The 22,362-nt window shown below is 73.8% G+C and carries 21 protein-coding genes and 1 tRNA gene; 9 read left to right on the forward strand and 13 right to left on the reverse strand.

The window, feature by feature from the left end; translation table 11 throughout:
- Positions 1-155 precede the first annotated feature (155 nt).
- The gene (locus ACZ3KJ_RS14580; protein WP_467527013.1) at positions 156-2,981 is read left to right on the forward strand and encodes a penicillin acylase family protein; all 2,826 of its coding nucleotides are present in this window, start codon (positions 156-158) and stop codon (positions 2,979-2,981) included.
- A gap of 77 nt (positions 2,982-3,058) precedes the next feature.
- Here ACZ3KJ_RS14580 and ACZ3KJ_RS14585 read toward each other — a convergent pair whose 3' ends face one another.
- The gene (locus ACZ3KJ_RS14585) at positions 3,059-4,291 is read right to left on the reverse strand and encodes an exo-beta-N-acetylmuramidase NamZ family protein (protein ID WP_467527015.1); all 1,233 of its coding nucleotides are present in this window, start codon (positions 4,289-4,291) and stop codon (positions 3,059-3,061) included.
- A 172-nt stretch (positions 4,292-4,463) separates the two neighbouring features.
- Between ACZ3KJ_RS14585 and ACZ3KJ_RS14590 the strand changes: the two genes are divergently transcribed.
- The 3 genes from ACZ3KJ_RS14590 to ACZ3KJ_RS14600 are packed head-to-tail and all read left to right on the forward strand — an operon-like array spanning position 4,464 to position 7,536.
- A complete protein-coding gene (locus tag ACZ3KJ_RS14590) occupies positions 4,464-5,237 on the forward strand; it encodes an SDR family oxidoreductase (protein WP_467527016.1) in 774 nt (257 codons plus the stop codon).
- The gene (locus tag ACZ3KJ_RS14595; protein WP_467527018.1) at positions 5,234-6,901 is read left to right on the forward strand and encodes a class I adenylate-forming enzyme family protein; all 1,668 of its coding nucleotides are present in this window, start codon (positions 5,234-5,236) and stop codon (positions 6,899-6,901) included. Before ACZ3KJ_RS14590 ends, ACZ3KJ_RS14595 begins: the two co-directional genes overlap by 4 nt.
- Positions 6,902-6,942: 41 nt before the next feature.
- Positions 6,943-7,536, forward strand: a complete 594-nt coding sequence (locus ACZ3KJ_RS14600; RefSeq protein WP_389519921.1) for a TetR/AcrR family transcriptional regulator — start codon at positions 6,943-6,945, stop codon at positions 7,534-7,536.
- A 248-nt stretch (positions 7,537-7,784) separates the two neighbouring features.
- On the opposite strand, the gene ACZ3KJ_RS14605 is transcribed toward ACZ3KJ_RS14600, so the two are convergent.
- From ACZ3KJ_RS14605 to ACZ3KJ_RS14615, 3 genes are all read right to left on the reverse strand, one after another.
- On the reverse strand, positions 7,785-8,999 hold the full coding sequence (locus ACZ3KJ_RS14605) for an acyl-CoA dehydrogenase family protein (protein WP_467527020.1): 1,215 nt from the start codon (positions 8,997-8,999) through the stop codon (positions 7,785-7,787).
- Positions 9,000-9,004: 5 nt separating this feature from the next.
- A complete protein-coding gene (locus ACZ3KJ_RS14610; protein ID WP_467527022.1) occupies positions 9,005-10,027 on the reverse strand; it encodes a phosphotransferase family protein in 1,023 nt (340 codons plus the stop codon).
- 176 nt (positions 10,028-10,203) lie between these two features.
- Positions 10,204-10,500, reverse strand: coding sequence for a hypothetical protein (locus tag ACZ3KJ_RS14615; protein WP_467527024.1), 297 nt, complete (start codon positions 10,498-10,500; stop codon positions 10,204-10,206).
- Between the two features lie 112 nt (positions 10,501-10,612).
- Here ACZ3KJ_RS14615 and ACZ3KJ_RS14620 point away from each other — a divergent pair, with 112 nt between their 5' ends.
- On the forward strand, positions 10,613-11,575 hold the full coding sequence (locus tag ACZ3KJ_RS14620) for an NADP-dependent oxidoreductase (RefSeq protein WP_467527026.1): 963 nt from the start codon (positions 10,613-10,615) through the stop codon (positions 11,573-11,575).
- Between the two features lie 324 nt (positions 11,576-11,899).
- Here the strand turns inward: ACZ3KJ_RS14620 and ACZ3KJ_RS14625 are convergent, their stop codons facing one another.
- The 4 genes from ACZ3KJ_RS14625 to ACZ3KJ_RS14640 all read right to left on the reverse strand — a co-directional run bounded on the left by ACZ3KJ_RS14625 (position 11,900) and on the right by ACZ3KJ_RS14640 (position 14,171).
- The gene (locus tag ACZ3KJ_RS14625; RefSeq protein ID WP_467527028.1) at positions 11,900-12,214 is read right to left on the reverse strand and encodes a DUF202 domain-containing protein; all 315 of its coding nucleotides are present in this window, start codon (positions 12,212-12,214) and stop codon (positions 11,900-11,902) included.
- The gene (locus tag ACZ3KJ_RS14630; RefSeq protein WP_467527029.1) at positions 12,211-12,603 is read right to left on the reverse strand and encodes a YidH family protein; all 393 of its coding nucleotides are present in this window, start codon (positions 12,601-12,603) and stop codon (positions 12,211-12,213) included. The genes ACZ3KJ_RS14625 and ACZ3KJ_RS14630 overlap by 4 nt, the downstream gene beginning before the upstream one ends.
- A gap of 99 nt (positions 12,604-12,702) precedes the next feature.
- Positions 12,703-13,218 (reverse strand): NUDIX hydrolase, encoded by a 516-nt coding sequence (locus ACZ3KJ_RS14635; protein ID WP_389519909.1) that lies wholly within the window; start codon positions 13,216-13,218, stop codon positions 12,703-12,705.
- A gap of 59 nt (positions 13,219-13,277) precedes the next feature.
- Positions 13,278-14,171: a DMT family transporter gene (locus ACZ3KJ_RS14640; protein ID WP_467527030.1), complete on the reverse strand. Its 894-nt coding sequence runs from the start codon at positions 14,169-14,171 to the stop codon at positions 13,278-13,280.
- A 716-nt stretch (positions 14,172-14,887) separates the two neighbouring features.
- Here ACZ3KJ_RS14640 and ACZ3KJ_RS14645 point away from each other — a divergent pair.
- From ACZ3KJ_RS14645 to ACZ3KJ_RS14655, 3 genes are all read left to right on the forward strand, one after another.
- Complete coding sequence (locus ACZ3KJ_RS14645; protein ID WP_467527031.1) at positions 14,888-15,847, forward strand: hypothetical protein; 960 nt, start codon at positions 14,888-14,890, stop codon at positions 15,845-15,847.
- Between the two features lie 122 nt (positions 15,848-15,969).
- On the forward strand, positions 15,970-16,695 hold the full coding sequence (locus ACZ3KJ_RS14650; RefSeq protein WP_467527033.1) for a molybdopterin-dependent oxidoreductase: 726 nt from the start codon (positions 15,970-15,972) through the stop codon (positions 16,693-16,695).
- Positions 16,679-17,314 (forward strand): cytochrome b/b6 domain-containing protein, encoded by a 636-nt coding sequence (locus ACZ3KJ_RS14655; RefSeq protein ID WP_467527035.1) that lies wholly within the window; start codon positions 16,679-16,681, stop codon positions 17,312-17,314. Before ACZ3KJ_RS14650 ends, ACZ3KJ_RS14655 begins: the two co-directional genes overlap by 17 nt.
- Positions 17,315-17,319: 5 nt before the next feature.
- On the opposite strand, the gene ACZ3KJ_RS14660 is transcribed toward ACZ3KJ_RS14655, so the two are convergent.
- From ACZ3KJ_RS14660 to ACZ3KJ_RS14670, 3 genes are all read right to left on the reverse strand, one after another.
- Positions 17,320-18,582: a hypothetical protein gene (locus ACZ3KJ_RS14660; RefSeq protein WP_467527036.1), complete on the reverse strand. Its 1,263-nt coding sequence runs from the start codon at positions 18,580-18,582 to the stop codon at positions 17,320-17,322.
- Positions 18,583-18,733: 151 nt separating this feature from the next.
- Entirely contained in the window at positions 18,734-20,131 is a 1,398-nt protein-coding gene (locus ACZ3KJ_RS14665; protein ID WP_467527038.1) for a GntP family permease, read from the reverse strand.
- Positions 20,132-20,351: 220 nt separating this feature from the next.
- Entirely contained in the window at positions 20,352-20,870 is a 519-nt protein-coding gene (locus tag ACZ3KJ_RS14670; RefSeq protein ID WP_467527039.1) for a gluconokinase, read from the reverse strand.
- A 130-nt stretch (positions 20,871-21,000) separates the two neighbouring features.
- Here ACZ3KJ_RS14670 and ACZ3KJ_RS14675 point away from each other — a divergent pair, with 130 nt between their 5' ends.
- A complete protein-coding gene (locus ACZ3KJ_RS14675; RefSeq protein WP_467527041.1) occupies positions 21,001-21,702 on the forward strand; it encodes a FadR/GntR family transcriptional regulator in 702 nt (233 codons plus the stop codon).
- 17 nt (positions 21,703-21,719) lie between these two features.
- Here ACZ3KJ_RS14675 and ACZ3KJ_RS14680 read toward each other — a convergent pair whose 3' ends face one another.
- Positions 21,720-22,094, reverse strand: a complete 375-nt coding sequence (locus ACZ3KJ_RS14680; protein WP_467527043.1) for a YchJ family protein — start codon at positions 22,092-22,094, stop codon at positions 21,720-21,722.
- A gap of 86 nt (positions 22,095-22,180) precedes the next feature.
- Positions 22,181-22,265: transfer RNA gene (locus ACZ3KJ_RS14685), tRNA-Leu, on the reverse strand.
- Between the last annotated feature and the right edge of the window lie 97 nt (positions 22,266-22,362).

Below are 22,362 nucleotides of genomic sequence, written 5' to 3' on the forward strand. Positions count from 1 at the left end.
ATCGACACGCGATTCGGCTCCCCTCGGCTCCGTCCGATGTCCGGTGCCGTCCCACGAGCCGGATGAGGCGACTCCCAAAAGTGACGCATGTTCATCTTCAATCCCGGGGATACCGGCGGTAACCTTCCGGCCACCCCCGTCGCGAGGAGCTGCCGATGCCACGGCGAACCCCACGCACCGCCCTCGACGAACTGAGAACTCCCGGCAGATTCCCCGGGTTCCTGAAGACCGCATCCGTATGCGTCCTGTTGGCCGGTCTTTTGACACCTCTTTCCCCGGCGGCGGCGGTCGCCGGGGCGCCCCGCTCCGCCGCGGCCGCCGAGGCCGAGGCCGTGGCCGCGGCCGCGAACGACCACTGCGGCGGCCAGTGTTCCGACATCCTGCCGCCCGGCGAGAACGGCAACGCCACCCTCGCCCAGATCCTGCTCCACCAGGCCTTCGGCACCCAGCCCGCGCACGCCGAGGACCAGCTCGGCCCCTACGCCGCCCTGGCCAAGGGCCAGTCCACCCTCACCAACGCCACGATCAACACGTTCTTCAACGACGCGTCGTTCGGGGTTCCCGCCGATCAAGTCGCCTCCACCGTCAGTCCCGCCGGCCGCGGCGACGTCACGATCGTCCGCGACAAGAAGACGGGCGTCCCGCACATCACCGGTACCACCAGGTACGGCACCGAGTTCGGTGCCGGCTATGCCGCGGCCGAGGACCGGCTGTGGCTCATGGACGTCCTCCGGCACGTCGGCCGCGGTCAGCTCACCTCCTTCGCGGGCGGCGCCGCCTCCAACCAGGGGCTGGAGCAGCAGTTCTGGCGCAACGCCCCCTACACCGAGGCCGACCTCCAGGCCCAGATCGACGAGGCCGTGGCCGGCAACGGCGCCCGCGGGCAGCAGGCCCTGGCCGACGCCGAGGCCTACCTGGACGGCATCAACGCCTACATCGACGCCTCCGACAGCGGCCGCTACTTCCCCGGTGAATACGTCCTGACCGGTCACAAGGACTCAATCACCAACGCCGGGACCATCGACCCGTTCACCGTCACCGACCTGGTGGCGCTGGCCTCGGTGGTCGGCGCCCTCTTCGGCTCCGGCGGCGGGGGCGAGGTCGCCAACGCGATCTCCCTGCTGGCGGCGCAGGAACGGTACGGCGTGGAGGAGGGCACCGAGGTCTGGGAGTCCTTCCGCGAACGCGACGACCCCGAGGCCGTCACGACCCTCCACGACGGCAGCAGCTTCCCCTACGCCGTCCGGCCCGAGGACCCGCAGGGCCTGGCGCTGCCCGACGCCGGCTCGGTGACCGAGGAGCCGCTGGTGTACGACCGCACCGGCAGCGCGGCCGCCGCCACCGCGACGACCGCCTCCGCCACGGCCGCCGCCACCGCCCTCGCCTCCGCCCGGCGCGGCATGTCCAACGCCCTCGTGGTCGGCGGCGACCACACCGCGAGCGGCCACCCGATCGCCGTCTTCGGCCCGCAGACCGGCTACTTCGCCCCCCAACTGCTGCTGCTCCAGGAGATCCAGGGTCCCGGCATCAGCGCCCGCGGCGCCTCCTTCGCGGGCCTGAGCATGTACGTCGAGCTCGGCCGCGGCCAGGACTACGCGTGGAGCGCCACCACCTCGGGCCAGGACGTCATCGACACCTACGCAGTCGAGCTCTGCCAGGACGACCACCACTACCTGTACCGCGGCACCTGCACGGCGATGGAGAAGGTCGAACAGAAGAACGCCTGGACGCCGACCACGGCCGACGGCACCGCGGCCGGCTCGTACACGATGCGCGTCTGGCGCACCGCGTACGGCCCCGTCACCCACCGGGCGACGGTCGGCGGCACGAAGGTCGCCTACACCACCCTGCGCTCGTCCTTCCTGCACGAGGTCGACTCCATCATCGGCTTCCAGATGCTCAACGACCCCGGACACGTCACGAGCCCGCAGACCTTCCAGACCGCGGTGCAGCACATCAACTACACCTTCAACTGGTTCTACGCCGACGCCGAACACACCGCGTACTACAACAGCGGCGACAACCCGGTGCGCGCGACCGGAGTCGACGCCGATCTCCCGGCGTGGGCGCGGTCCGCGTACGAGTGGCGGAACTGGGACCCGGCGACCAACACGGCCGAGTACACCCCGGCCTCGGCGCACCCCCACTCCATCGACCAGGACTACTACATCTCCTGGAACAACAAACAGGCCGATGACTACGCGACCGCGCCCTGGGGCGACGGGTCCGTGCACCGCGGCGACCTCCTGGAGACCCGGGTGAAGAAGCTGGTCCAGGCCGGCGGCGTCACCCGTGCCGCCCTGGTGAAGGCCATGGCGGACGCGGCCCTCACCGACCTGCGCGCCGAGGACGTCCTGCCCGACCTGCTGAAAGTGATCAACAGCTCGCCGGTCACCGACACCACCGCCGCGTCGGCCGTGAGCAAGCTCCAGGCCTGGCTGACCGCCGACGGCAAGCGCACGGAGACCACGGCCGGTTCGAAGACGTACGCCGACGCCGACGCGATCCGCATCCTGGACGCCTGGTGGCCGCTGCTGGTGCGGGCCGAGTTCGAACCGGGTCTCGGCACGGGGCTGTACACCGCGTTCACCGCCAACCTGCCCGTCGACGAGACCCCGTCGGCCGCCCACGGCCCGACCGGCGCGCACGCCGGGAGCGCCTTCCAGTACGGCTGGTGGAGTTATGTCGACAAGGACATCCGGGCGGTGCTCGGCGAACCGGTGCAGGGCCCGCTGGCGCGCACGTACTGCGGCGGCGGCAGCCTCAGCGCCTGCCGGGACGTCCTGATCACCACGCTGAAGACGGCGGCCGGCCGGACCGCGGCCCAGGTCTACCCCGGTGACGACCTCTGCGCGGCGGGCGACCAGTGGTGCGCCGACTCGATCGTCCAGCGCGCCCTCGGCGGCATCGAGCACGGCGCCGTCAGCTGGCAGAACCGGCCCACCTACCAGCAGGTCGTGGAGTTCACCGCACACCGCTGAACCCACGCCGGGGCCGGGGCCCGTGGCGGGCCGTGTCGTCGCGGACACGGCCCACCACGGGTACCGCCCCGGCCCGCTCACCCGTACAGCAGGTACCCGCTCCGCAGCCGCCGGAAAGCGGCCAGTTCCTCCTGCCAGCCCGCCACCACCTCGTCCACGTCCGCGCCCGCGTCGATCGCCGTGCGCACCCGGGCGGACCCCGTCAGCCGGTCGATCCAGTGGTCCGGGCGCCACGCGAAGCCGCTCCAGACCCGCTTGGCCGTCACCAGCAGGGCGACACCGGTACGGACGGGGTCGAAGGCGTCCCGGTCGCGCACATGGATCTGCACCCCGCCCACGGTCCGGCCCCGGAACTTGTCGAAGGACGGCGTGAAGTACGCCTCCCTGAAGTCCGCCCCGGGCAGCTCCAGTCCGTTCACGGCGGCCGCCCACCGCCCGTCGATCCCCTCCGCGCCGAGCAGTTCGAACGGCCGGGTGGTGCCCCGCCCCTCCGACAGGTTCGTCCCCTCGAACAGACAGGTCCCCGCGTACACGAGGGCCGTGTCCGGGGTCGGCATGTTCGGGCTCGGCGGCACCCACGGCAGCCCCGACGCGTCGTACCACTGCGACCGCCGCCACCCGGTCATCTCCACGGTGTCCAGCTCCACCGGCGCCTCCAGGAACTCCCCGTTGAACAGCCGGGCCAGCTCCGCGACCGTCATGCCGTGCGCCTGCGCGATCGGCCGCCGCCCGACGAAGCTCGCGAACTCCGGCCGCAGCACCGGCCCCAGCGCCGTCCGCCCGGTCACCGGGTTCGGCCGGTCCAGCACCACGAACCGCAGGCCCGCCAGGCGCGCCGCCGCCATGCAGTCGTACAGCGTCCAGATGTACGTGTAGAAGCGGGCGCCGACGTCCTGGACGTCGAAGACGACCGTGTCGACGCCGGACGCGGCGAAGACGTCCGCGAGCGGCCGGCCGCTCCTGAGGTACGTGTCGTACACGGGCAGCCCGGTCGCCGGATCGTCGTACCGGCCCTCGGAGCCGCCCGCCTGCGCGGTGCCCCGGAAGCCGTGCTCGGGACCGAAGACGGCCGTGAGACGGACACGGGGGTCGGCGTGCATCACGTCGACCACGTGCCGGACGTCTCGGGTGACACCGGTGGGGTTGGTGACCACGCCGACGCGCGCTCCGCGCAGCAGGGCGTACCCGTCGTCGGCGAGGCGTTCGAAACCGGTTCTCGGCCGCCCGTGGCGCTCGGCGGCGTCGGCGCGGGACGCGGGCAGGGACGCCACGGCGGTGGCGGCGAGGAGACCCCGTCGGGAGAGGCACATGGAGGATGTGTCCCGCGTCCACCCTTCCCTGCAACATACCGACCGGTTAGTCTGACGCGACAGCAGAGCCGACGCACGCCGTGCCGCGCACGCCCGTCCGGGCACGCCGTGTCCTGCGGCAGTCGTGTCGTGCCGTGCCGCAGTCGTGTCGCAGTCGCGTCGAAGGAGACCGATGGTGCAAGCCGTGCAGGGTGCCGGAGTCGTCGTCACCGGAGCCGGAGGCGGCATAGGCGCCGCCCTCGCCCGCCGCTTCGCCGCCGAGGGAGCCCGCGTCGTCGTCAACGACCTGGACGCCGACCGGGCGAAGGCGGTCGCCGACGAGATCGGCGGCACCGCCCTCCCCGGCGACGCCTCCGCGATCGTCGCCGAGGCCCGGGACGCCCTCGGCGGCACCGTCGACGTCTACTGCGCCAACGCGGGCGTCGCCTTCGACGGCGCCGACGCCGGAGCGCCGCTCGACGAGCGCGCCTGGACGGTGTCCTGGGACGTCAACGTCATGGCCCACGTCCGCGCCGCCCACGCCCTGCTCCCGGACTGGCTGGAGCGCGGCGCCGGCCGCTTCGTCTCCACCGTCTCCGCCGCCGGACTGCTCACCATGATCGGCGCGGCCGCCTACAGCGTCACCAAGCACGGCGCGTACGCCTTCGCCGAGTGGCTGTCGCTGACCTACCGCCACCGCGGGATCAAGGTCCACGCCATCTGCCCGCAGGGCGTGCGCACCGACATGCTCGACGCCGCCGGCAGCGCGGGCGACCTGGTGCTCAGGGCGACCGCGATCGCACCGCAGGCGGTGGCCGACGCCCTGTTCCAGGGCATCGAGGAGGACCGCTTCCTGATCCTCCCGCACCCCGAGGTCGCCGGGTACTACCAGGCCCGCGCCGCCGACCCCGAGCGCTGGCTGGCGACCATGAACCACATCCAGCAGAAGTGGGAGACCGCACGGTGACCGCGTCACGCTACGCAGCCCAGCCCTGGCTGGCCCTCCTCGACGAGGCCCAGCGCGCCCCCGTCGACCCCGACGTGTCCCTGGTCCACGCCCTGCGCCGGGCCGTCGCCGAGGCCCCGGAGCGCACCTTCCTCACCTACTTCGACGGACGGATCGGCTACCGCGAGGCGGACGAGCTGAGCGACTCGATCGCCGGCCACCTGGCCGCCCGCGGCCTGGAGCGCGGCGACCGGGTCGCCGTCCTGCTCCAGAACTCCCCGCACTTCGTCCTCGCCGTCCTCGGCGCCTGGAAGGCGGGCGCGACCGTCGTCCCGGTCAACCCGATGTACAAGGCGGGGGAGGTGGCCCACGTCCTGCGGGACGGCGAGGTCGCCGCGCTGGTCTGCTCGGACCGCGCCTGGGAGTCGTACCTGCGCGACACGGCCGCCGACTCGCCGGTGCGGATCGTGCTCACGGGCTGCGAGCTGGACTTCCAGACCCGGGGCGACACGCGCGTGCTCACCTTCGAACGGCTCCCGCAGGCGCCGGACGCCGACGACCTCACCGCCGTCGCCCGCGCCGGCCACCGGGCCCCCGAGGACCGCGCCCCGGCCGCCTCCGACGCCGCGCTGATCAGCTACACCTCCGGCACCAGCGGCACCCCCAAGGGCGCCGTCAACACCCACGCCAACATCATGCACAACGCCGAACGGCAGCGCACCGGCCTGCGCCTGCCCGAGGCGCCCGTCTACTACGCGCTCGCGCCCCTCTTCCACATCACCGGCATGGTCTGCCAGCTCGCCGCCTGCGTGAACAGCGTCGGCACGCTCGTGCTGACCTACCGGTTCGAGGCGGGCGTCGTCCTGGAGGCGTTCGCCGAGCACCGCCCGCACTACACCGTCGGCCCCTCCACGGCGTTCATGGCGCTGGCCGCCCACCCGGACGTCACCCGCGACCACTTCTCCTCCTTCGTCAACATCTCCTCCGGCGGCGCCCCGCTGCCGCCGGCCCTGGTGGAGAAGTTCCGGGCGGGCTTCGGGCCGTACCTCCGCAACGGCTACGGCCTGACCGAGTGCACCGCCCCCTGCGCCTCCGTCCCGCCGCACCGGGAGGCGCCGGTCGACCCGGTGTCGGGGACGCTCGCGGTCGGCGTGCCCGGCCCCGACACCGTCGTACGGATCGTCGACGACCGGGGCGAGGAGGTGCCCTTCGGGGAGCAGGGCGAGATCGTCGTGAGCGGGCCGCAGGTCGTGCCCGGCTACTGGCGGCGCCCCGACGCCACCGCCGACACCTTCCCCGGCGGCGAACTGCGCACCGGCGACATCGGCTTCATGGACGAACAGGGCTGGCTCTACGTCGTCGACCGCAAGAAGGACATGATCAACGCGTCCGGCTTCAAGGTCTGGCCGCGCGAGGTCGAGGACGTGCTGTACACCCACCCGGCGGTGCGCGAGGCGGCCGTCGTCGGGGTGCCCGACGGCTACCGGGGGGAGACCGTCAAGGCGTACATCAGCCTGCGCCCGGGCGCCGACACGGACCCGGACGAACTCGCGGTGTACTGCAAGGAGAGACTGGCCGCCTACAAGTACCCGCGACAGGTGGAGATCCTGCCCGACCTGCCCAAAACGGCGAGTGGCAAGATCCTCCGTCGGGAACTGCGTTCCCGCGCGCACGACAGCCGGTGAGGCAGAAGCCCGGACAGCATCGAGAAAGGCAGGTGGCGGCAGTGCCCAGGACGACGGACGGTGACGGGACACCCGTGCCGCAGCGGCTGCTGGCCGCCGCCACCCGGCTCTTCGCCGAGCGGGGCTACGACCGCACCTCCGTGCAGGAGATCGTCGAGGCGGCCGGCGTCACCAAGGGGGCGCTCTACCACTACTTCGGCTCCAAGGACGACCTCCTGCACGAGGTGTACGCGCGCGTGCTGCGCGTCCAGCAGGAGCGGCTGGACGCCTTCGCCGGCGCCGACGAGCCGATCGAGAAGCGGCTGCGGGACGCGGCGGCGGACGTCGTCGTCACGACGATCGAGAACCTCGACGACGCGTCGATCTTCTTCCGCTCGATGCACCACCTGAGCCCCGAGAAGAACAAGCAGGTCCGTGCCGAGCGCCGCCGCTACCACGAACGCTTCCGCGCCCTGGTCGAGGAGGGCCAGCAGGCCGGGGTGTTCTCCACGGCGACCCCCGCCGACCTGGTCGTGGACTACCACTTCGGCTCGGTCCACCACCTGTCGACCTGGTACCGCCCCGACGGGCCGATGAGCCCCCAGGAGGTCGCCGACCACCTGGCCGACCTCCTGTTGCGCGCCCTGCGCCCGTAGCGGGCGGCGGCTCGCATCGCCCCCGCCGCCCCTTCCCGTCCCGTACCTGGGGGCTCACGCCCCCAGACCCCCGTTTCGGCCCTGGACGGGCCTCGTCCTCAAACGCCGGACGGGCTGTGTTCGCCCGCCCTTGTTCCGAGCGAGTCGGGTGGTGGGTGGGCACGGGCCGGGGGTCCGGGGGCGGAGCCCCCCGGGTCGGGACGGGAAGGGGCGGCGGGGGCGAGGAACCCCCGGCCGCCCCCGGACGGTCACGCGTACTTCTTCAGCTCCCGCCGCGCCAGCGACCGCTGGTGCACCTCGTCCGGCCCGTCGGCGAGCATCAGCGTCCGCGCCCCGGCGTACAGCTCGGCCAGCGGGAAGTCCTGGCTCACCCCGCCCGCGCCGTGCAGCTGGATCGCCCGGTCGATGATGCCGACCACCGCACGGGGAGTGGCGATCTTGATCGCCTGGATCTCCGTGTGGGCACCCCGGTTGCCGACCGTGTCCATCATCCAGGCCGTCTTCAGCACCAGCAGCCGCAGCTGCTCGACCGTCACCCGCGCGTCGGCGATCCAGTTGTGCACCACGCCCTGCTGCGCCAGCGCCTTGCCGAACGCCGTGCGGGACACCGCCCGCCGGCACATCAGCTCGATGGCCCGCTCCGCCATGCCGATCAGGCGCATGCAGTGGTGGATGCGGCCCGGTCCGAGCCGGGCCTGGGCGATGGCGAAGCCGCCGCCCTCCTCGCCGATCAGGTTCGTCACCGGCACGCGCGCGTGGTCGAAGACCACCTCGGCGTGGCCGCCGTGGTAGTGGTCCTCGTAGCCGAAGACCCTCATCGCGCGCCGCACGGTCACCCCCGGGGTGTCGCGCGGCACGAGCACCATGGACTGCTGGCGGCGGATGTCCGCCCCGTCCGGGTCCGTCTTGCCCATCACGATGAAGATCGCGCAGTCCGGGTCCATCGCCCCGGAGATGTACCACTTGCGGCCGGTGACGACGTACTCGTCGCCGTCCCGCTCGATGCGCGTGGTGATGTTCGTGGCGTCGGAGGAGGCCACCTCCGGCTCCGTCATCGCGAACGCCGAGCGGATCTCCCCGGCCAGCAGCGGCTCCAGCCACTGCTTGCGCTGCCGCTCGTCGCCGAACTGCGCCAGCACCTCCATGTTGCCGGTGTCGGGCGCCGAGCAGTTCAGCGCGGTGGGCGCGAGCTGCGGGCTGCGGCCGGTGATCTCCGCCAGCGGCGCGTACTGGAGGTTGGTCAGCCCGGCGCCGTACTCGGAGTCGGGGAGGAAGAGGTTCCACAGCCCCTGCCGGCGGGCCTCGGCCTTCAGCTCCTCCACCACCGCCGGGGTGTCCCACGGTGAGGCGAGCCGGGCCCGCTGCTCCTCGACGACCGCCTCGGCCGGGTACACGTACTCGTCCATGAAGGCGAGCAGCTTGGCGCGGAGTTCCTCGGTGCGCGCGTCGAACGCGAAGTCCATGGGCGTCAGCCTTCCTGGAGGGTGGTCAGTCCGTGGTCGATGAAGACGGGCACGAGGTCACCGATGCGGTCGAAGCCGCGGCCGACCGTCTGGCCCAGCGTGTAGCGGTAGTGGATGCCCTCCAGGATCACGGCGAGCTTGAACCACGCGAACGCCGTGTACCAGGAGACCGCCGAGACGTCGCGCCCCGAGCGGGCCGCGTACCGTTCGACCAGTTCGGCCGGGTCCGGGTGCCCCGGTGCCTCGGCGGTGGTGGAGACGGGCGAGTCGGGCATCCCGAGCCGCATGCTGTACATCACCAGCAGGCCGAGGTCGGTGAGCGGGTCGCCGAGCGTCGACATCTCCCAGTCGAGGATCGCCCGGATCGTGTCGTCCTCGCCGATCAGGACGTTGTCGAGCCGGTAGTCGCCGTGCACGACGGTGGGGGCGGGGGAGGAGGGCAGGTCCCGGCCGAGCGCCGCGTGCAGTTCGTCGATGCCCGCCAGGTCCCGGTTGCGCGAGGCGTCCAGCTGCTTGCCCCAGCGCCGCAGCTGGCGGTCGAGGAAGCCCTCGGGGCGGCCGAAGTCGCCGAGACCCACCTCGGCGGGGTCCACCGCGTGCAGCTCCACGAGCGTGTCCACCAGCGACAGGACGGCGCCCCGGGTGCGCTCCGGGCCGAGCGGGGCGAGCTGCTCGGCGGTCCGGTAGGGCGTGCCCTCCACGAACTCCATCACGTAGAACGGCGCGCCGAGCACCTCCTCGTCCTCGCACAGCAGCACCGGCGCCGGCACCGGCACGCTGGTCGGGTGCAGGGCGCTGATCACCCGGTGCTCGCGCCGCATGTCGTGCGCGGTCGCCAGGACGTGGCCGAGCGGGGGCCGCCGGACGACCCAGCGCGCCTCGCCGTCGGAGACCGCGTAGGTGAGGTTCGACCGTCCGCCCTCGATCAGCCGGCCGCCGAGCGGGCCGTGGACCAGACCGGGCCGCTCGCGGTCGAGCAGGGTGCGCAGCCGGTCGAGGTCGAGTCCGGGCGGGTGGTCGGGGCTCATGCGTCGCTCCTACGGACGGGTCAACGAGACCTGCCCCATGATGCCGACCGGTCGGTATGCAGTCCAGAGGCGGTGCCCAACGTGATCGGCGCCACCCGCGGACGGCTGCTCCCGGCGCTCCGGGCGGGGAACCGCGGTGGCCCCGCCGCCCACCGCCGCGCCGCGCGCCGGACGGCTCAGTGGTCGTCCCAGTGCCCCTCGTGCTCGGCGTGCCGGTGGCCGTCGTGCAGGTAGTCGGCGTGGTCGCCGTGGACCACGCGCGCGTGCCCGCAGCCCTCGCCGTGCCGGTGCTCGTGTCCCTCGTGGGGCATGTGCCCGCCGGGCTCGCACTCGTCCCAGTGGCCGCCGTGCTCGCGGTGCAGGTGCCCGTCGTGGGCGTAGTCGACGTGGTCGCCGTGCGGGACCGAGGTGTGCCCGCAGTCCGGACCGTGCAGATGCGTGTGGGCCGTGTGTTCCTGGTGGGGGGTGGTCATGGTGCTCACCTTCGGGGGTACGGGGTGGACGACGGCCGGGCCGCCACGCGAACGGCACATGCCGGGGCGTCCGGGCTTGCGTGGCGTTCGAGTACCCCGGAGGGTCGGTGGCATGAAGGGCATCAGCTACAGCCGGTACGGCGGTCCCGAGGTCCTCGAGTACGGGGAGGTGCGCGACCCGAAGGTCGGCCCCGACGCGGTCCTCGTCAAGGTGCGGGCGGCCGCCGTCAACCCGGTCGACTGGAAGTGCCGCCAGGGCCTGCTCGACGGGATCCTCGACGCCGTGTTCCCCGTGATCCCCGGCTGGGACGTCGCGGGCGTGGTGGTCCGGCCCGGCGCGTCCGTCACGGAGTTCTCGGTCGGCGACGAGGTCATCGGCTACGTCCGCGAGGACTTCCTCTCCCGCGGCACCTTCGCCGAGTACGTCGCCGCCCCGGTGCGCACCCTCGCCCGCAAACCGCGCAACCTCACCTGGGAGGAGGCCGCCGGGCTGCCCCTGGCGGGCCTGACCGCCTACCAGGTGATGACCCGCGCCCTCCAGGTCAAGCGCGGCGAGACCGTCCTGGTCCACGCGGCCGCGGGCGGCGTCGGCTCGATCGCCGTCCAGCTCGCCCGCCACCTGGGCGCCCGGGTGATCGGTACCGCGAGCGAGCCCCACCACGACTTTGTCCGCTCCCTCGGCGGCGAACCCGTGACCTACGGCGAGGGCCTGGCCGAACGCGTGCGGGGCCTCGCCCCCGAGGGCGTCGACGCGGCCTTCGACACCGTCGGCGGCGACACCCTGAAGACCTCCGCCAACCTGCTGGCCCCCGAGGGCCGGCTGGTCTCGATCGCCGACGAGGACGTCGTCGACTACGGCGGCCGCTACGCCTTCGTCCGCCCCGACACCGAGGACCTTGCCCGGCTGGGCGAACTGGCGGAACAGGGCGCGGTGTCCGTCCACGTCTCGCACACCTACCCCCTCGACCGCACGGCGGAAGCCCACCGCACCAGCCAGGAGGGGCGCACCCAGGGCAAGATCGTGGTGACGGTGGAGTGGGAGGAGGAGGCGGAGACGCGGGCCACGGGCTGGTAGCCGCCGGATGCGCGCGCCGGCGCCGGGGCGGCCGACCGGGGGTGCCTGGGCAGGACGCCCGTGCCGGGGCGGTCGGGCCGGGATGCCCTGGGCCGCGACGGCCGACCGGGGGTGCCTGGGCGGGACGCCCGCGCGGGGATGGCAGGCCGGGACGTCCGTGCCGGGGCGGTCACGCCGGGACGCCCAAGGCGGGACGGCCGACCGGGGATGCCCGGGCGGGACGCCCAGGTCGGGACGCCCAGGTCGGGACGCCCAGGTCGGGACGCCCAGGTCGGGACGCCCAGGTCGGGACGCTCGCGCCGGGACGGTCAAGCCGGGTACGCCCTAGACGACGACCAGGGCCGCCGCGCAGACCGCCATCGCCACCGCGCACAGGACCGCCGCCGTGGCCTGCCGCGGGGCCAGGGCCGGTGGCGCGGGCGCCGCGGCGAGGACGCGGATCCGGCGGTGGGCGAGCAGCAGGAAGGCCAGCCAGAGCCCGCAGCACAGCGCGCCGACCACGATCCCGCCGGCCGACGGCCCGCCGTGCAGCGCGGTCTTCATGGCCAGGACGGCGGCCACGGTGCTCGACAGCGTCGTCCGCCGCCAGGCGAGCCGGGTCCGCTCGGGCTGGAGCCCGGGGTCGCGTCCGCCGTTCACCCGTCCCACCCGAGGAGCACCACGGCGACCATCGCGACGGCCACCACCGCGACGGCGAGACTGAGCAGCGCGGGGAACCGGGACGCCGGCAGGTCCTCGCCCCGCCGCATCGCCCGTTCGCACCGCACCCAGTGGTTCACCGCGCGCAGGGAGCACAGCACACCCGCCGCCAGCAGCGCCAGCGCGAACCCGACCCGCCAGCCCCACCGCAGGTCGGGCAGGAACTGGTCCACCGCGAACCCGCCGCCGATCAGCGCGAGCGCGGTCCGCAGCCACGCCAGGAAGGTGCGCTCGTTGGCCAGCGAGAAGCGGTAGTCGGGGGTACGCCCCTCCTGCCGCACCCTCTCGGGCACGAACCACAACCGGACGTTCCGCGCGAAGTCGATCACGCTCAGGACCCTACCCGGGGCCCGCCGACCAGGCGTTGCCGGTGCACCCACGGCGCAGGAGCCCGCATCCGGCGCACCGGGCCCCGGGTGCCGCGCCGCTCAGCCCGTCGCCCGGTGGGCCCTCAGCCGCTCGTACGCCGCCATCCCGTCCGGCACCCACTCCCACTCGGACAGCCGCCGCTCGACCTCCTCCTCGGGCAGGAAGCCGTACCAGGCGACCTCCTCCGCCTGAGGCCGTACGGGCAGCTCGCAGCGCACCTCGTACACCGCCGACCACCAGGACCGCCCGGGGCCGTCGTCGTACAGGAACTTGAAGAGGAACTCCGGACGGGGCAGCCCGCTCACGCCGAGTTCCTCCTCGGCCTCCCGCAGGGCCGCGTCGTCGTACGCCTCTCCCGCGCCGACCACCCCGCCGACGAACATGTCGTACAGGGAGGGGAAGACCAGCTTGGTCGGGGTGCGGCGGTGGACGAAGAGCCGGCCGTCGGCGTCCCGGGCCTGGACGAACACGCAACGGTGGCGCAGACCGGCCGCGTAGGCCTCGCCGCGGGGGGACCGTCCGACGACCCGGTCGTGCTCGTCGACGATGTCGAGGATCTCGTCAGCAGCGCTCATGCGCCCATCCAAGCAGGCCCCGGACGGCGCCGGTCACCTGGCCGGACCCCGTCCCGGCCTCACCGCGACCGGAGGCCGCTCACCTGCTCGCGGGCGGTGGTGCCCTGCGGCAGCGCAGGGTGCAGCCCGAGCAGCACGATGCCCGCGACGACCGCCGCGAGGCCCGCCGCCTCCCACGCCAGCGCGCCGGTGTCGGTGCGCAGCCGGTCGCCGAGGAAGCCGACCCCGCAGAGGATGCCGGCGAGGGGCTGGGCCGCGGTCAGCGCGGGCAGCGACATGCGCAGCGGGCCCGTCTCGAACGCGCTCTGCACCAGGACGAGCCCGGTCACCCCGAGGGCCAGCACGGCGTACGGCTGCCAGCCGCTCAGCAGCCCGACGAGGCCCGCCTCGGCGAAGCGGTTCCCGCTGACCCGGGTCAGGGCGTCCTGCACGCCGTACAGGAGCCCGGCCGCGAGGGAGAGCAGCACCGGGGCGGAGGACAGCCGGGTGCGCTTGGCGTACGCCGTGAGGAGGAGGGCCGGCCCGACCGTCGCGCCGATGATCAGCCAGTGCCGCACCGGGTCGGTGACGACGGTGCCGCCGTGCGGTTCGCCCGCCAGCAGGAACGCGCTCACCCCGCCCGCGAGGAGGGCCAGGCCCGCCCAGCCCTGGCGGCCCACGGGCTGTCTGGTCCGGTGGCGGGAGAGGGCGAGCGCGAAGAGCAGGTTCGTCGCCAGCAGGGGTTCGACGAGGGAGATCTCGCCCTTGCCCAGCGCGATCGCGCCCAGCACCATGCCGGCCACCATCAGCCCTATGCCGCCCAGCCAGCGCGGCACCCGCATCAGGTCGAGCAGCAGCCGGGGCCGGAGGAAGTCGCCGAGGGGCGCCTGCTGCGCCGCGCTCTGCTGGAGGACGAAGCCGAAACCCAGGCAGCAGGCGGCGCTCACGGCGAGGACCAGAACCAGAACCGACACGCTGCGTACCTCGATCATCGGGTCGGGCCACGGGAGTGCGTTGTGGCCGACTGTAGACCCCCGGCGCCCCTCAGGCCCGGGAGCGCCCGGAAACGGCTTCCGGGACGGTGCCGGAACCGGACGGCCGGCGCGGTCGCGGCACCCGACGCAACCGGCACGGGCTCGGGAACGCGGGGCGACCGTACGGCCATGCTCCGGGACGCCGACGGCGGGCGCCATGGCGTACGCCACACCGCCGCCGGGCGCACCCGGCCCCACCGGGCCCCACCAGGCCGGGGCGCGGCCAAGTCTCCCGAATCCGGAGGAGGTTGACACCTGTCATGTGACCGCGGCCCTTGACGATGGACGTGAGCTGAGGATTTCCTGTGGGTCACCGGCCGCTCGCGGGCCGCTGCCAGGCCCGTCACCGAGGAGCATGAGGAAGTCCCGCGGTGCCCCCACCCCCGCTCCCCCTCGACCGAGATCCGAATCCGGACCGGGGCCTGAACCCGGACGGAGCCCCGGACCTGGATCGAGACCTGGATCGAGACCTGAATCCGGACCGAGCCCCGGACCTGAACCCGGAGCGAGACCCGGACCTGAACCCGGAGCGAGACCCGGACCTGAATCCGGACCGAGCCCCGGACCTGAACCCGGACCGAGCCCCGGACCTGAACCCGGAGCGAGACCCGGACCTGAACCCGCACCGAGATCTGCCCCGAGCCCCGGACCGAGCGATGGCCCCGAATCGGACCCCGAATCGGACCCCGGACCGCGAGCCCGCGGCCCGCCCGCCCGACGCCGGTCCCGGCGCCGCGCTCGACGACACCGACCTCGCCGCCGCCCGCTCCGCCCTGGCGCAGGGCCGCTGGCAGGCCGCCCGCTCCCTGCTCGCCCGCACCGGCGACGACTGGGACCGCCGCGGCCACCGCGTTGCCGTCCTCGCCCTCGAACCGTACGCCGCCGCCTGGGCCGGTGCGTGGCTGCTCGCCGAGCCCCGCTCGGCCGACGCGGCCGTCCTGCGCGCCCTGGCCCGGGTCCGCCGGGCCCTGCGCGGCAGGGAGGACTCGTCGGGTGCCCGCGCGGCCTGCCGCGACGCCGCCGCGCTCGCCCCCGCCGACCCCACCCCGTGGCTCGGACTGCTGATGCTGGAGGGCGAGGGCTCCGCCGACGCCGTGCGGATCTTCGAGGAGATCCGCGCCCGCCACCGCGACCACCACCACGCCCACCACCTGATGGTCGCCCTGCTCGCCGAGCGCCGTGCGGCAGCCGGTCCGGACCCGCTGCACGAGGTCTACGAGTTCGCCGCCTGGGCCGCCGAGCAGGCGCCCGCCGACTCCCCGCTGGCGATCCTCCCGGTCGTCGCGCACGCCGAGCGCTACCGCGCCCTGGCCGCCCACGGCCTCGCCCCCGCCGACCCGGCCACCGCCGCGCACTGGCGCGACCACCGGGCCGCGGACGTGATGAAGGCCGCCTTCGACTGGTGGCTGGAGTGGGAGCACGACGGCCACCCCCGCCGCCTGGTCGACCTGAACTACCTCGCCCACGCCAAGGTCTGCGAAGGGCGGCCCGCCGAGGCGGCCGCCCTGTTCCACCGCATCGGCGACCACGCCACCCCGGCCCCCTGGTCCTACCCGGACCGCGACCCGTACGCCGCCTTCCGCGCGGCACGGGCCGGCGCGCTCGGCGGTGGCTGACCGCGCACCGGGACGCTCCGGACAGGGCGTTCTCTGAGCACCGGGTGAGAAATGGCGCCGGAACCCCCGACGACCCCCTCGGTCCCTGGCCACGCCGGGCCCCGGAGTGCTCGAATGGACCCGTGCATCCCGAACAGCCCGAGGAACGCGGCACCCCCGTCGGCCGCCGCGTCTTCCTCGGCACCCTCGGCCTGGGCGCCCTCGGCGTCGTCGCCGCTCCCACCCTCCAGCGCGGCCTGGAGGGCTTCCTCGGCGGTGCCGCCGACAAGGACCCCACCGGCCTCACCGGTCTCCTCCCCAACGGCGGCGGCTTCCGCTACTACTCGGTGACGTCCTCCGTCCCCCGCAAGGACGCCGACACCTACCGCCTCACCGTCGACGGCCTCGTCGACCGCCCCGCCGCCTACACCCTGGCCGACCTGAAGGCCCTGCCCCAGACCCGTCTGGTCAGGGACGTCCAGTGCGTCACCGGCTGGCGGGTGCCCGAGACCCCCTTCGAAGGCGTACGGCTGTCCGCGCTGCTCGACGCGGCCGGAGTGCGCGCATCGGCCGGCGCGGTCCGCTTCACCTGCTTCGACGGCGCCTACACCGAGAGCCTCACCCTCGCCCAGGCCCGCCGCGCCGACGTCCTGGTCGCCCTGCGCATGCAGGACGAGGACCTGGGCCACGACCACGGCGGCCCCGTCCGCCTCTACGTGGCGCCCATGTACTTCTACAAGTCCGCCAAGTGGCTCTCCGGCATCACCGTCACCGAGACGGTGCGCCCCGGCTACTGGGAGGAGCGCGGCTACGACGTCGACGCCTGGGTGGGCCGCTCGAACGGACGCGACGATGACCCCACGAGCTGAGACCGCGCCGGCCGCGCCGGCCGCCGAACCGAGAGTCCACCGCTTCACCCCGGCCGAACGGTGGGTGCACCGGACGACGGCCGTGCTGATGGGCGTCTGCGTGGTGACGGCCTCCTTCCTCTACGTCCCCGAGTTCGCGCGACTCGTCGGCCGCCGTGAGCTGGTGGTCCGCGTCCACGAGTGGGCCGGCCTCGCCCTGCCCGTACCCGTTCTCGCCGGTCTGGCGTCCCGGGCCTTCCGCGCCGACCTCGGCCGGCTCAACCGCTTCGGCCCGCACGACCGCCGCTGGCTGCGCGCCGCCCTGCGCCGCGACCGGCGGCGGGAGTCCCGGCCGGCCGGCAAGTTCAACGCCGGGCAGAAGATCTACGCCGCCTGGATCGCGGGCGCCACGCTGGTGATGCTCGGTACGGGACTGCTCATGTGGTTCACCCACCTCACCCCGATCATGTGGCGCACCAGCGCCACCTTCGTCCACGACTGGCTGGCCCTGACCATCGGCATCGTCCTCGCCGGCCACATCGGCATGGCCCTGGGCGACCCGGAGGCCAGGCGGGGCATGCGGACCGGGGCGGTGAGCCGGGAGTGGGCCGGGCGGGAGCATCCGCTGTGGCCCGGATGAGGGACTCAGGCGGCGGGCGCACCGGCGCCCGAGCGGGGCGGGCCGGGGCCGCCGGAGCCGGAGCCTGAGCCGTCCGAGGCGCCCGGCGGTTGCGGGGATCCGGGTCCGGGTGAGCCCGTGGGGCCACCACCCTCCGGACCCACCAGCCGAAAGGCGTCCCTCTTCACCGCCTCCGTCGCCGCGTACCGCACGACGACGTCGACGGACCGCGGCGGCCCGGCGTCGCCGACAGCCGGGACGACGACATCCAGCACCAGCCGGTCACCCCGCGATCCCGAGCCGGATCCCGAGCCCGATACCGCACCCGAGCCCGAGCCCGATATCGCACCCGAGCCCGCCCCGGTCTCCGCCCCTGTCCCGGACGTCGCTCCCGACCCGGCCCCCGCCGCCGACACGGCCGCCCGCCGCCCCCCGATGAGGACCGTCCCGGCCCGTGCCAGCTCCGCGGGATCGAAAGGGAGGCCGCGCAGCGCTATGCGGACGGTCTCTCCGGGACGTGCCTCGCCGTCGTCGCCCGCGTCGACCGCGGCGACGCCGTAGGAGCAGGCGGGTGCGGCGGTCGCCGGGGGGTCGGCCGGCCGGGCGGTGTCCGAGGGACGGGCCCGGTGGAAGGCGAGCAGAGCGGCGAGCACCCGCCGGGCGGCGGCTCCCTTGCAGCTGTTCACCGCGTCGCCGAGGGCCGCGTGGTCCTGCTCGGCCACCTTCCAGCTGCCGCCCCGGCCCTGCACGGCGAGGCAGGCGTGGGCCAGTCCGCGCAGCACCGTCCAGTCGCCGGCCGCCGGGGCGGCGGGGATCGCACGGAGGGCGTCCGCGCACCGGTCGGGCGCGCGCAGGAGGTCGTACACGGACGCCGGATCCGGCCGGCGGTCGGCATCGGGGGAGGGGGGCCCGGGCGGCAGCCAGGTCACGGTGGCCACCGGGCGGCGGGCGGTCGTGTCAGGGGAGGGAGCGGGCGAAGGAGCCGTGCCGGCCGCCGGGCCGGCAGGACCCTCCGGCTCCGGCGCCGCGGTCCCGTCCGTCTCCGCGGAGCCCAGTGCGCTCGCGGCGGGCGTGAGGCTCCCGGGCACCCGCCCCCGCGGCGACGCCGGTCCGGGCCGGGCCGTGTCGCCCGGCGCGCTGCCGACGCCACCGTGCGGGGGCGCACCGGCATGCCCGTCGCCCTCGTACACGGCCGCCGTCACGATCGCCACGGCGCCCGCGACGAGCACGGCCGAGACGCGCGTGCCGAGCGAGATCGCCATGACGCCCCCCGTCGTCGGTCCCTTCATGATGAGCCGTCCCCCCGGCTGCCGGAACCCCGCGACGAAAGGTCCGTACCGCACCTGTGCACCGCACCTTCACACCGCGCACCTGTGCACCGCATCGGAGAACCGCCCTGGGAGAGGAGGCGCCGGAGCCCGGTGGCGCGGCGCCGTCCCCCTATATGACCAGCGACAGCAGCAGGACCAGACCGCCGGCCACGACCGAGATGATCGTCTCCATCACGGACCAGGTCTTCACCGTCTGGCCGATGCTCAGCCCGAAGTACTCCTTCACCAGCCAGAAACCGGCGTCGTTGACATGGCTGAAGAAGAGGGAGCCGGCACCGATGGCCAGGACCAGCAGGGCCGTGTGGGTGGTCGACATGTCGGCCGCGAGGGGAGCGACCAGACCGGCCGCCGACACCGTCGCCACCGTCGCCGAGCCGGTCGCCAGCCGGATCACCACCGCGATCAGCCAGGCCAGCAGCAGCGCCGGGATCGACCAGTCCTCGGAGATCTCCAGGACCATCTGTCCCACGCCGGAGTCGATCAGCGTCTGCTTGAAGCCGCCGCCCGCGCCGACGATCAGCAGGATGCCCGCGATCGGCGCGAGGCCCTTCTCGACGAGCTGCGAGAGCCGCTCCCTGGAGAACCCGGCGGGCCGGCCCAGGGTGAACATGCCGACGATCACGGCGGCCAGCAGGGCGATGAGCGGGGAGCCGACGACGTCGAAGACGCGCTGCACGGAGTGCTCGGGGTCGTCCACGACGATGTCGACCAGCGCCTTGGCCAGCATCAGCACGACCGGCAGCAGGATGGTCAGCAGCGTGGCGCCGAAGCCCGGACGGCGCTCCAGCTCCTCCGAGGGACGCTGCGGGATCATGCGCTCCGGCGCGGGCACGTCCACCCAGCGGGCGGCGAACCGGGAGAACAGCGGACCGGCGACGACCACGGTCGGGACGGCGATCAGGACGCCCAGCGCGAGCGTGACACCGAGGTTGGCCTGGACGGCGTCGATCGCCACGAGCGGGCCCGGGTGCGGCGGGACCAGGCCGTGCATCACCGACAGACCGGCGAGCGCCGGGATGCCGATCCGCATGAGCGAGAAGTTGCCGCGCTTGGCGACCATGAGCACGACCGGGATCAGCAGCACGACCCCGACCTCGAAGAAGAGCGGCAGACCGATCACGGAGGCGATCAGCACCATCGCCCACGGCATCGAACGGCCGCCCGCCTTGGCGAGGATCGTGTCCACGATCTGGTCGGCGCCGCCGGAGTCGGCGAGCAGCTTGCCGAGGATCGCGCCCAGCGCGATCAGCACGCCCACCCCGGCGACCGTGGAACCCAGGCCGGTGGTGAAGCTGGTGATGGCCTTGTCGAGCGGAGCCCCGGCGAACGCGCCCAGCGCGAGCGAGCCGATGGTGAGCGCCAGGAAGGCGTGCAGCTTGAACTTGGTGATGAGCAGGACGATGACGGCGATACCGGCCAGCACGGCGATGCCCAGCTGGGCGTGGCCGGCCGAGGTGATCGGCTCGACGGTGTCCGCTGCCAGCATCTCGACGCTGAGTCTGGTCACGGGGGTCACAGGGGGGTCCCTTACTGATACGGGGGATGGGGGAGGGGAGGGGGGAGAGGAAGGGCTCGCTCCAGCGGCCGGTCCGCGAGGCCGGTCCACGCGGACGGCGCGGCCGGTCCGCGCAGGCGGACCGAGCGGCCGGCAGCCGGGCCGGCCCATGAGGCCGGTTCGCGACGCTGGTCCGCGAGGCGGGTCTACGACGCTGGTCCGCGAGGCCGGTCTACGCGGCCGGTTCGGGGAGCACCGTCAGGGCCTCCATGGCCCGTCGGCTGATCTCCTCGGGACTGCCCGTCACGTCCACGACGACACCGGCCTCGTCCTCCTGGAGCGGCTGGAGCGTGGCGAACTGGGAGTCGAGCAGCGCGGTCGGCATGAAGTGCCCCTGCCGCTGCGCCATCCGCTCCTCGATGAGTGCGCGGGAGCCCGCCAGGTGGACGAAGACCAGGTCGGGCGCGACGGCCCGCAGCCGGTCCCGGTAGGACCGCTTCAGCGCCGAGCAGCTGACCACCCCGCCGAGCCCGGCCCGCCCGTGCGCCCAGGTGCCGATGGCGTCGAGCCAGGGCCACCTGTCGTCGTCGTCGAGCGGGGTGCCGGCCGACATCTTCGCGATGTTGGCCTGCGGGTGGAAGTCGTCGCCCTCGGCGTACGGGACGCCCAGCCGGGCGGCGAGCAGCGGACCGATCGTGGTCTTGCCCGTACCGGCGACGCCCATCACCGCGACGACGTGGGGGGTTCGCATCTCTGCCTCGCTGTCTTCCTCGACACCTGATGTCGACGACACTGAAACCCATTAGGTACGACGAATTCAAGAGTCTGTGACAAATAAGTCTGACTTTTTGACGCCGTGACGTACCCCGTACGCTGAGTGCATGACCACTCCGGGCCGGGGTCTGCACGGCCAAGTACTGGACACCCTCGGCCCCGCGATCACTGCGGGCGAGTACCCTCCGGGCAGCGTCCTGCGCACCGACGAGCTGGCCCAGCGCTTCGACGTCTCCCGCTCGGTGATGCGGGAGGCGGTCCGCGTCCTGGAGTCCATGCACCTCGTCGAGTCCCGCCGCAGGGTGGGCGTGACGGTGCGCCCGAAGGCCGAGTGGAACGTCTACGACCCCCAGGTCATCCGCTGGCGTCTGGCGGGCGCCGACCGCCCCCGGCAGCTGCGCTCGCTGACCGTGCTGCGCTCGGCGATCGAGCCGGTGGCCGCCGGGCTGGCGGCGCGGAACGCCACGGCGGGGCAGTGCGCCGAGCTGACCGAGTGCGCCCTCGGCATGGTGGCCAATTCGCGCGGCCACCGGCTGGAGGCGTACCTCTTCCACGACGTGGCCTTCCACCGGGTGATCCTCGCGGCCTCCGGCAACGAGATGTTCGCCCGCCTCGGCGACGTCGTCGCCGAGGTCCTCTCCGGCCGCACCCACCACGAGGTCATGTTCGAGGACCCCGATCCGGCCGCCGTCACCCTGCACGTCCAGCTCGCGGAGGCGGTCCGCGAGGGCGACGCGGACCGCGCGGAGAAGCTGACCCGGGAGATCACCGCGGGCGCGCTCCAGGAGCTGGACATCCTGGCGCCGTGACCGGCCCCGGCGACCCGTTACTCCGGGAACTCCCCGTCGACGTACACCCAGCCCCCGTCGACCCGCTCGAAGCGGCTCCGTTCGCGCAGGGAGCCGCCCCGGTAGGAGGCCCGGAACTCCACGACGCCCGTGGTGTGGAAGGCGGATCCGTCCACCGTGTCGAGGATCTCCAGCCCGGTCCACCGCATCCGAGGATCGAGGTCGAGCCGCTCGGGCCGGGTCCGCGGATGCCAGGTCCGCAGCAGGTAGCCGGCGTCCCCCTGCACGAAGGCGCTGTACCGCGAGCGCATCAGCGTCTCGGCGGTCGGTGCGGCGGCGTCGCCGGAGTGGAAGCGGCCGCAGCACCGCGCGTACGGCCCGGACAGCCCGCAAGGGCAGGAACGGCTGGTCATGGTCACCATTGTGCGGGACGGCCGGACCGGCACGCGGACACGAGTGAGGGCCGCGACCTGACGGTCGCGGCCCTCACTCTTCCGTGTGTCCGAGGGGGGACTTGAACCCCCACGCCCGATAAAGGGCACTAGCACCTCAAGCTAGCGCGTCTGCCATTCCGCCACCCGGACAAGGTGTCTGTCGTGCGGGGTTTCCCCCGCGGCGACGTCGTAAACATTACCAGGCTTTCGAGGGTGCTCGATCACAGGTGGCCCGCCGGCCGCCGGG

Source organism: Streptomyces sp. NPDC003248 (assembly GCF_055563235.1).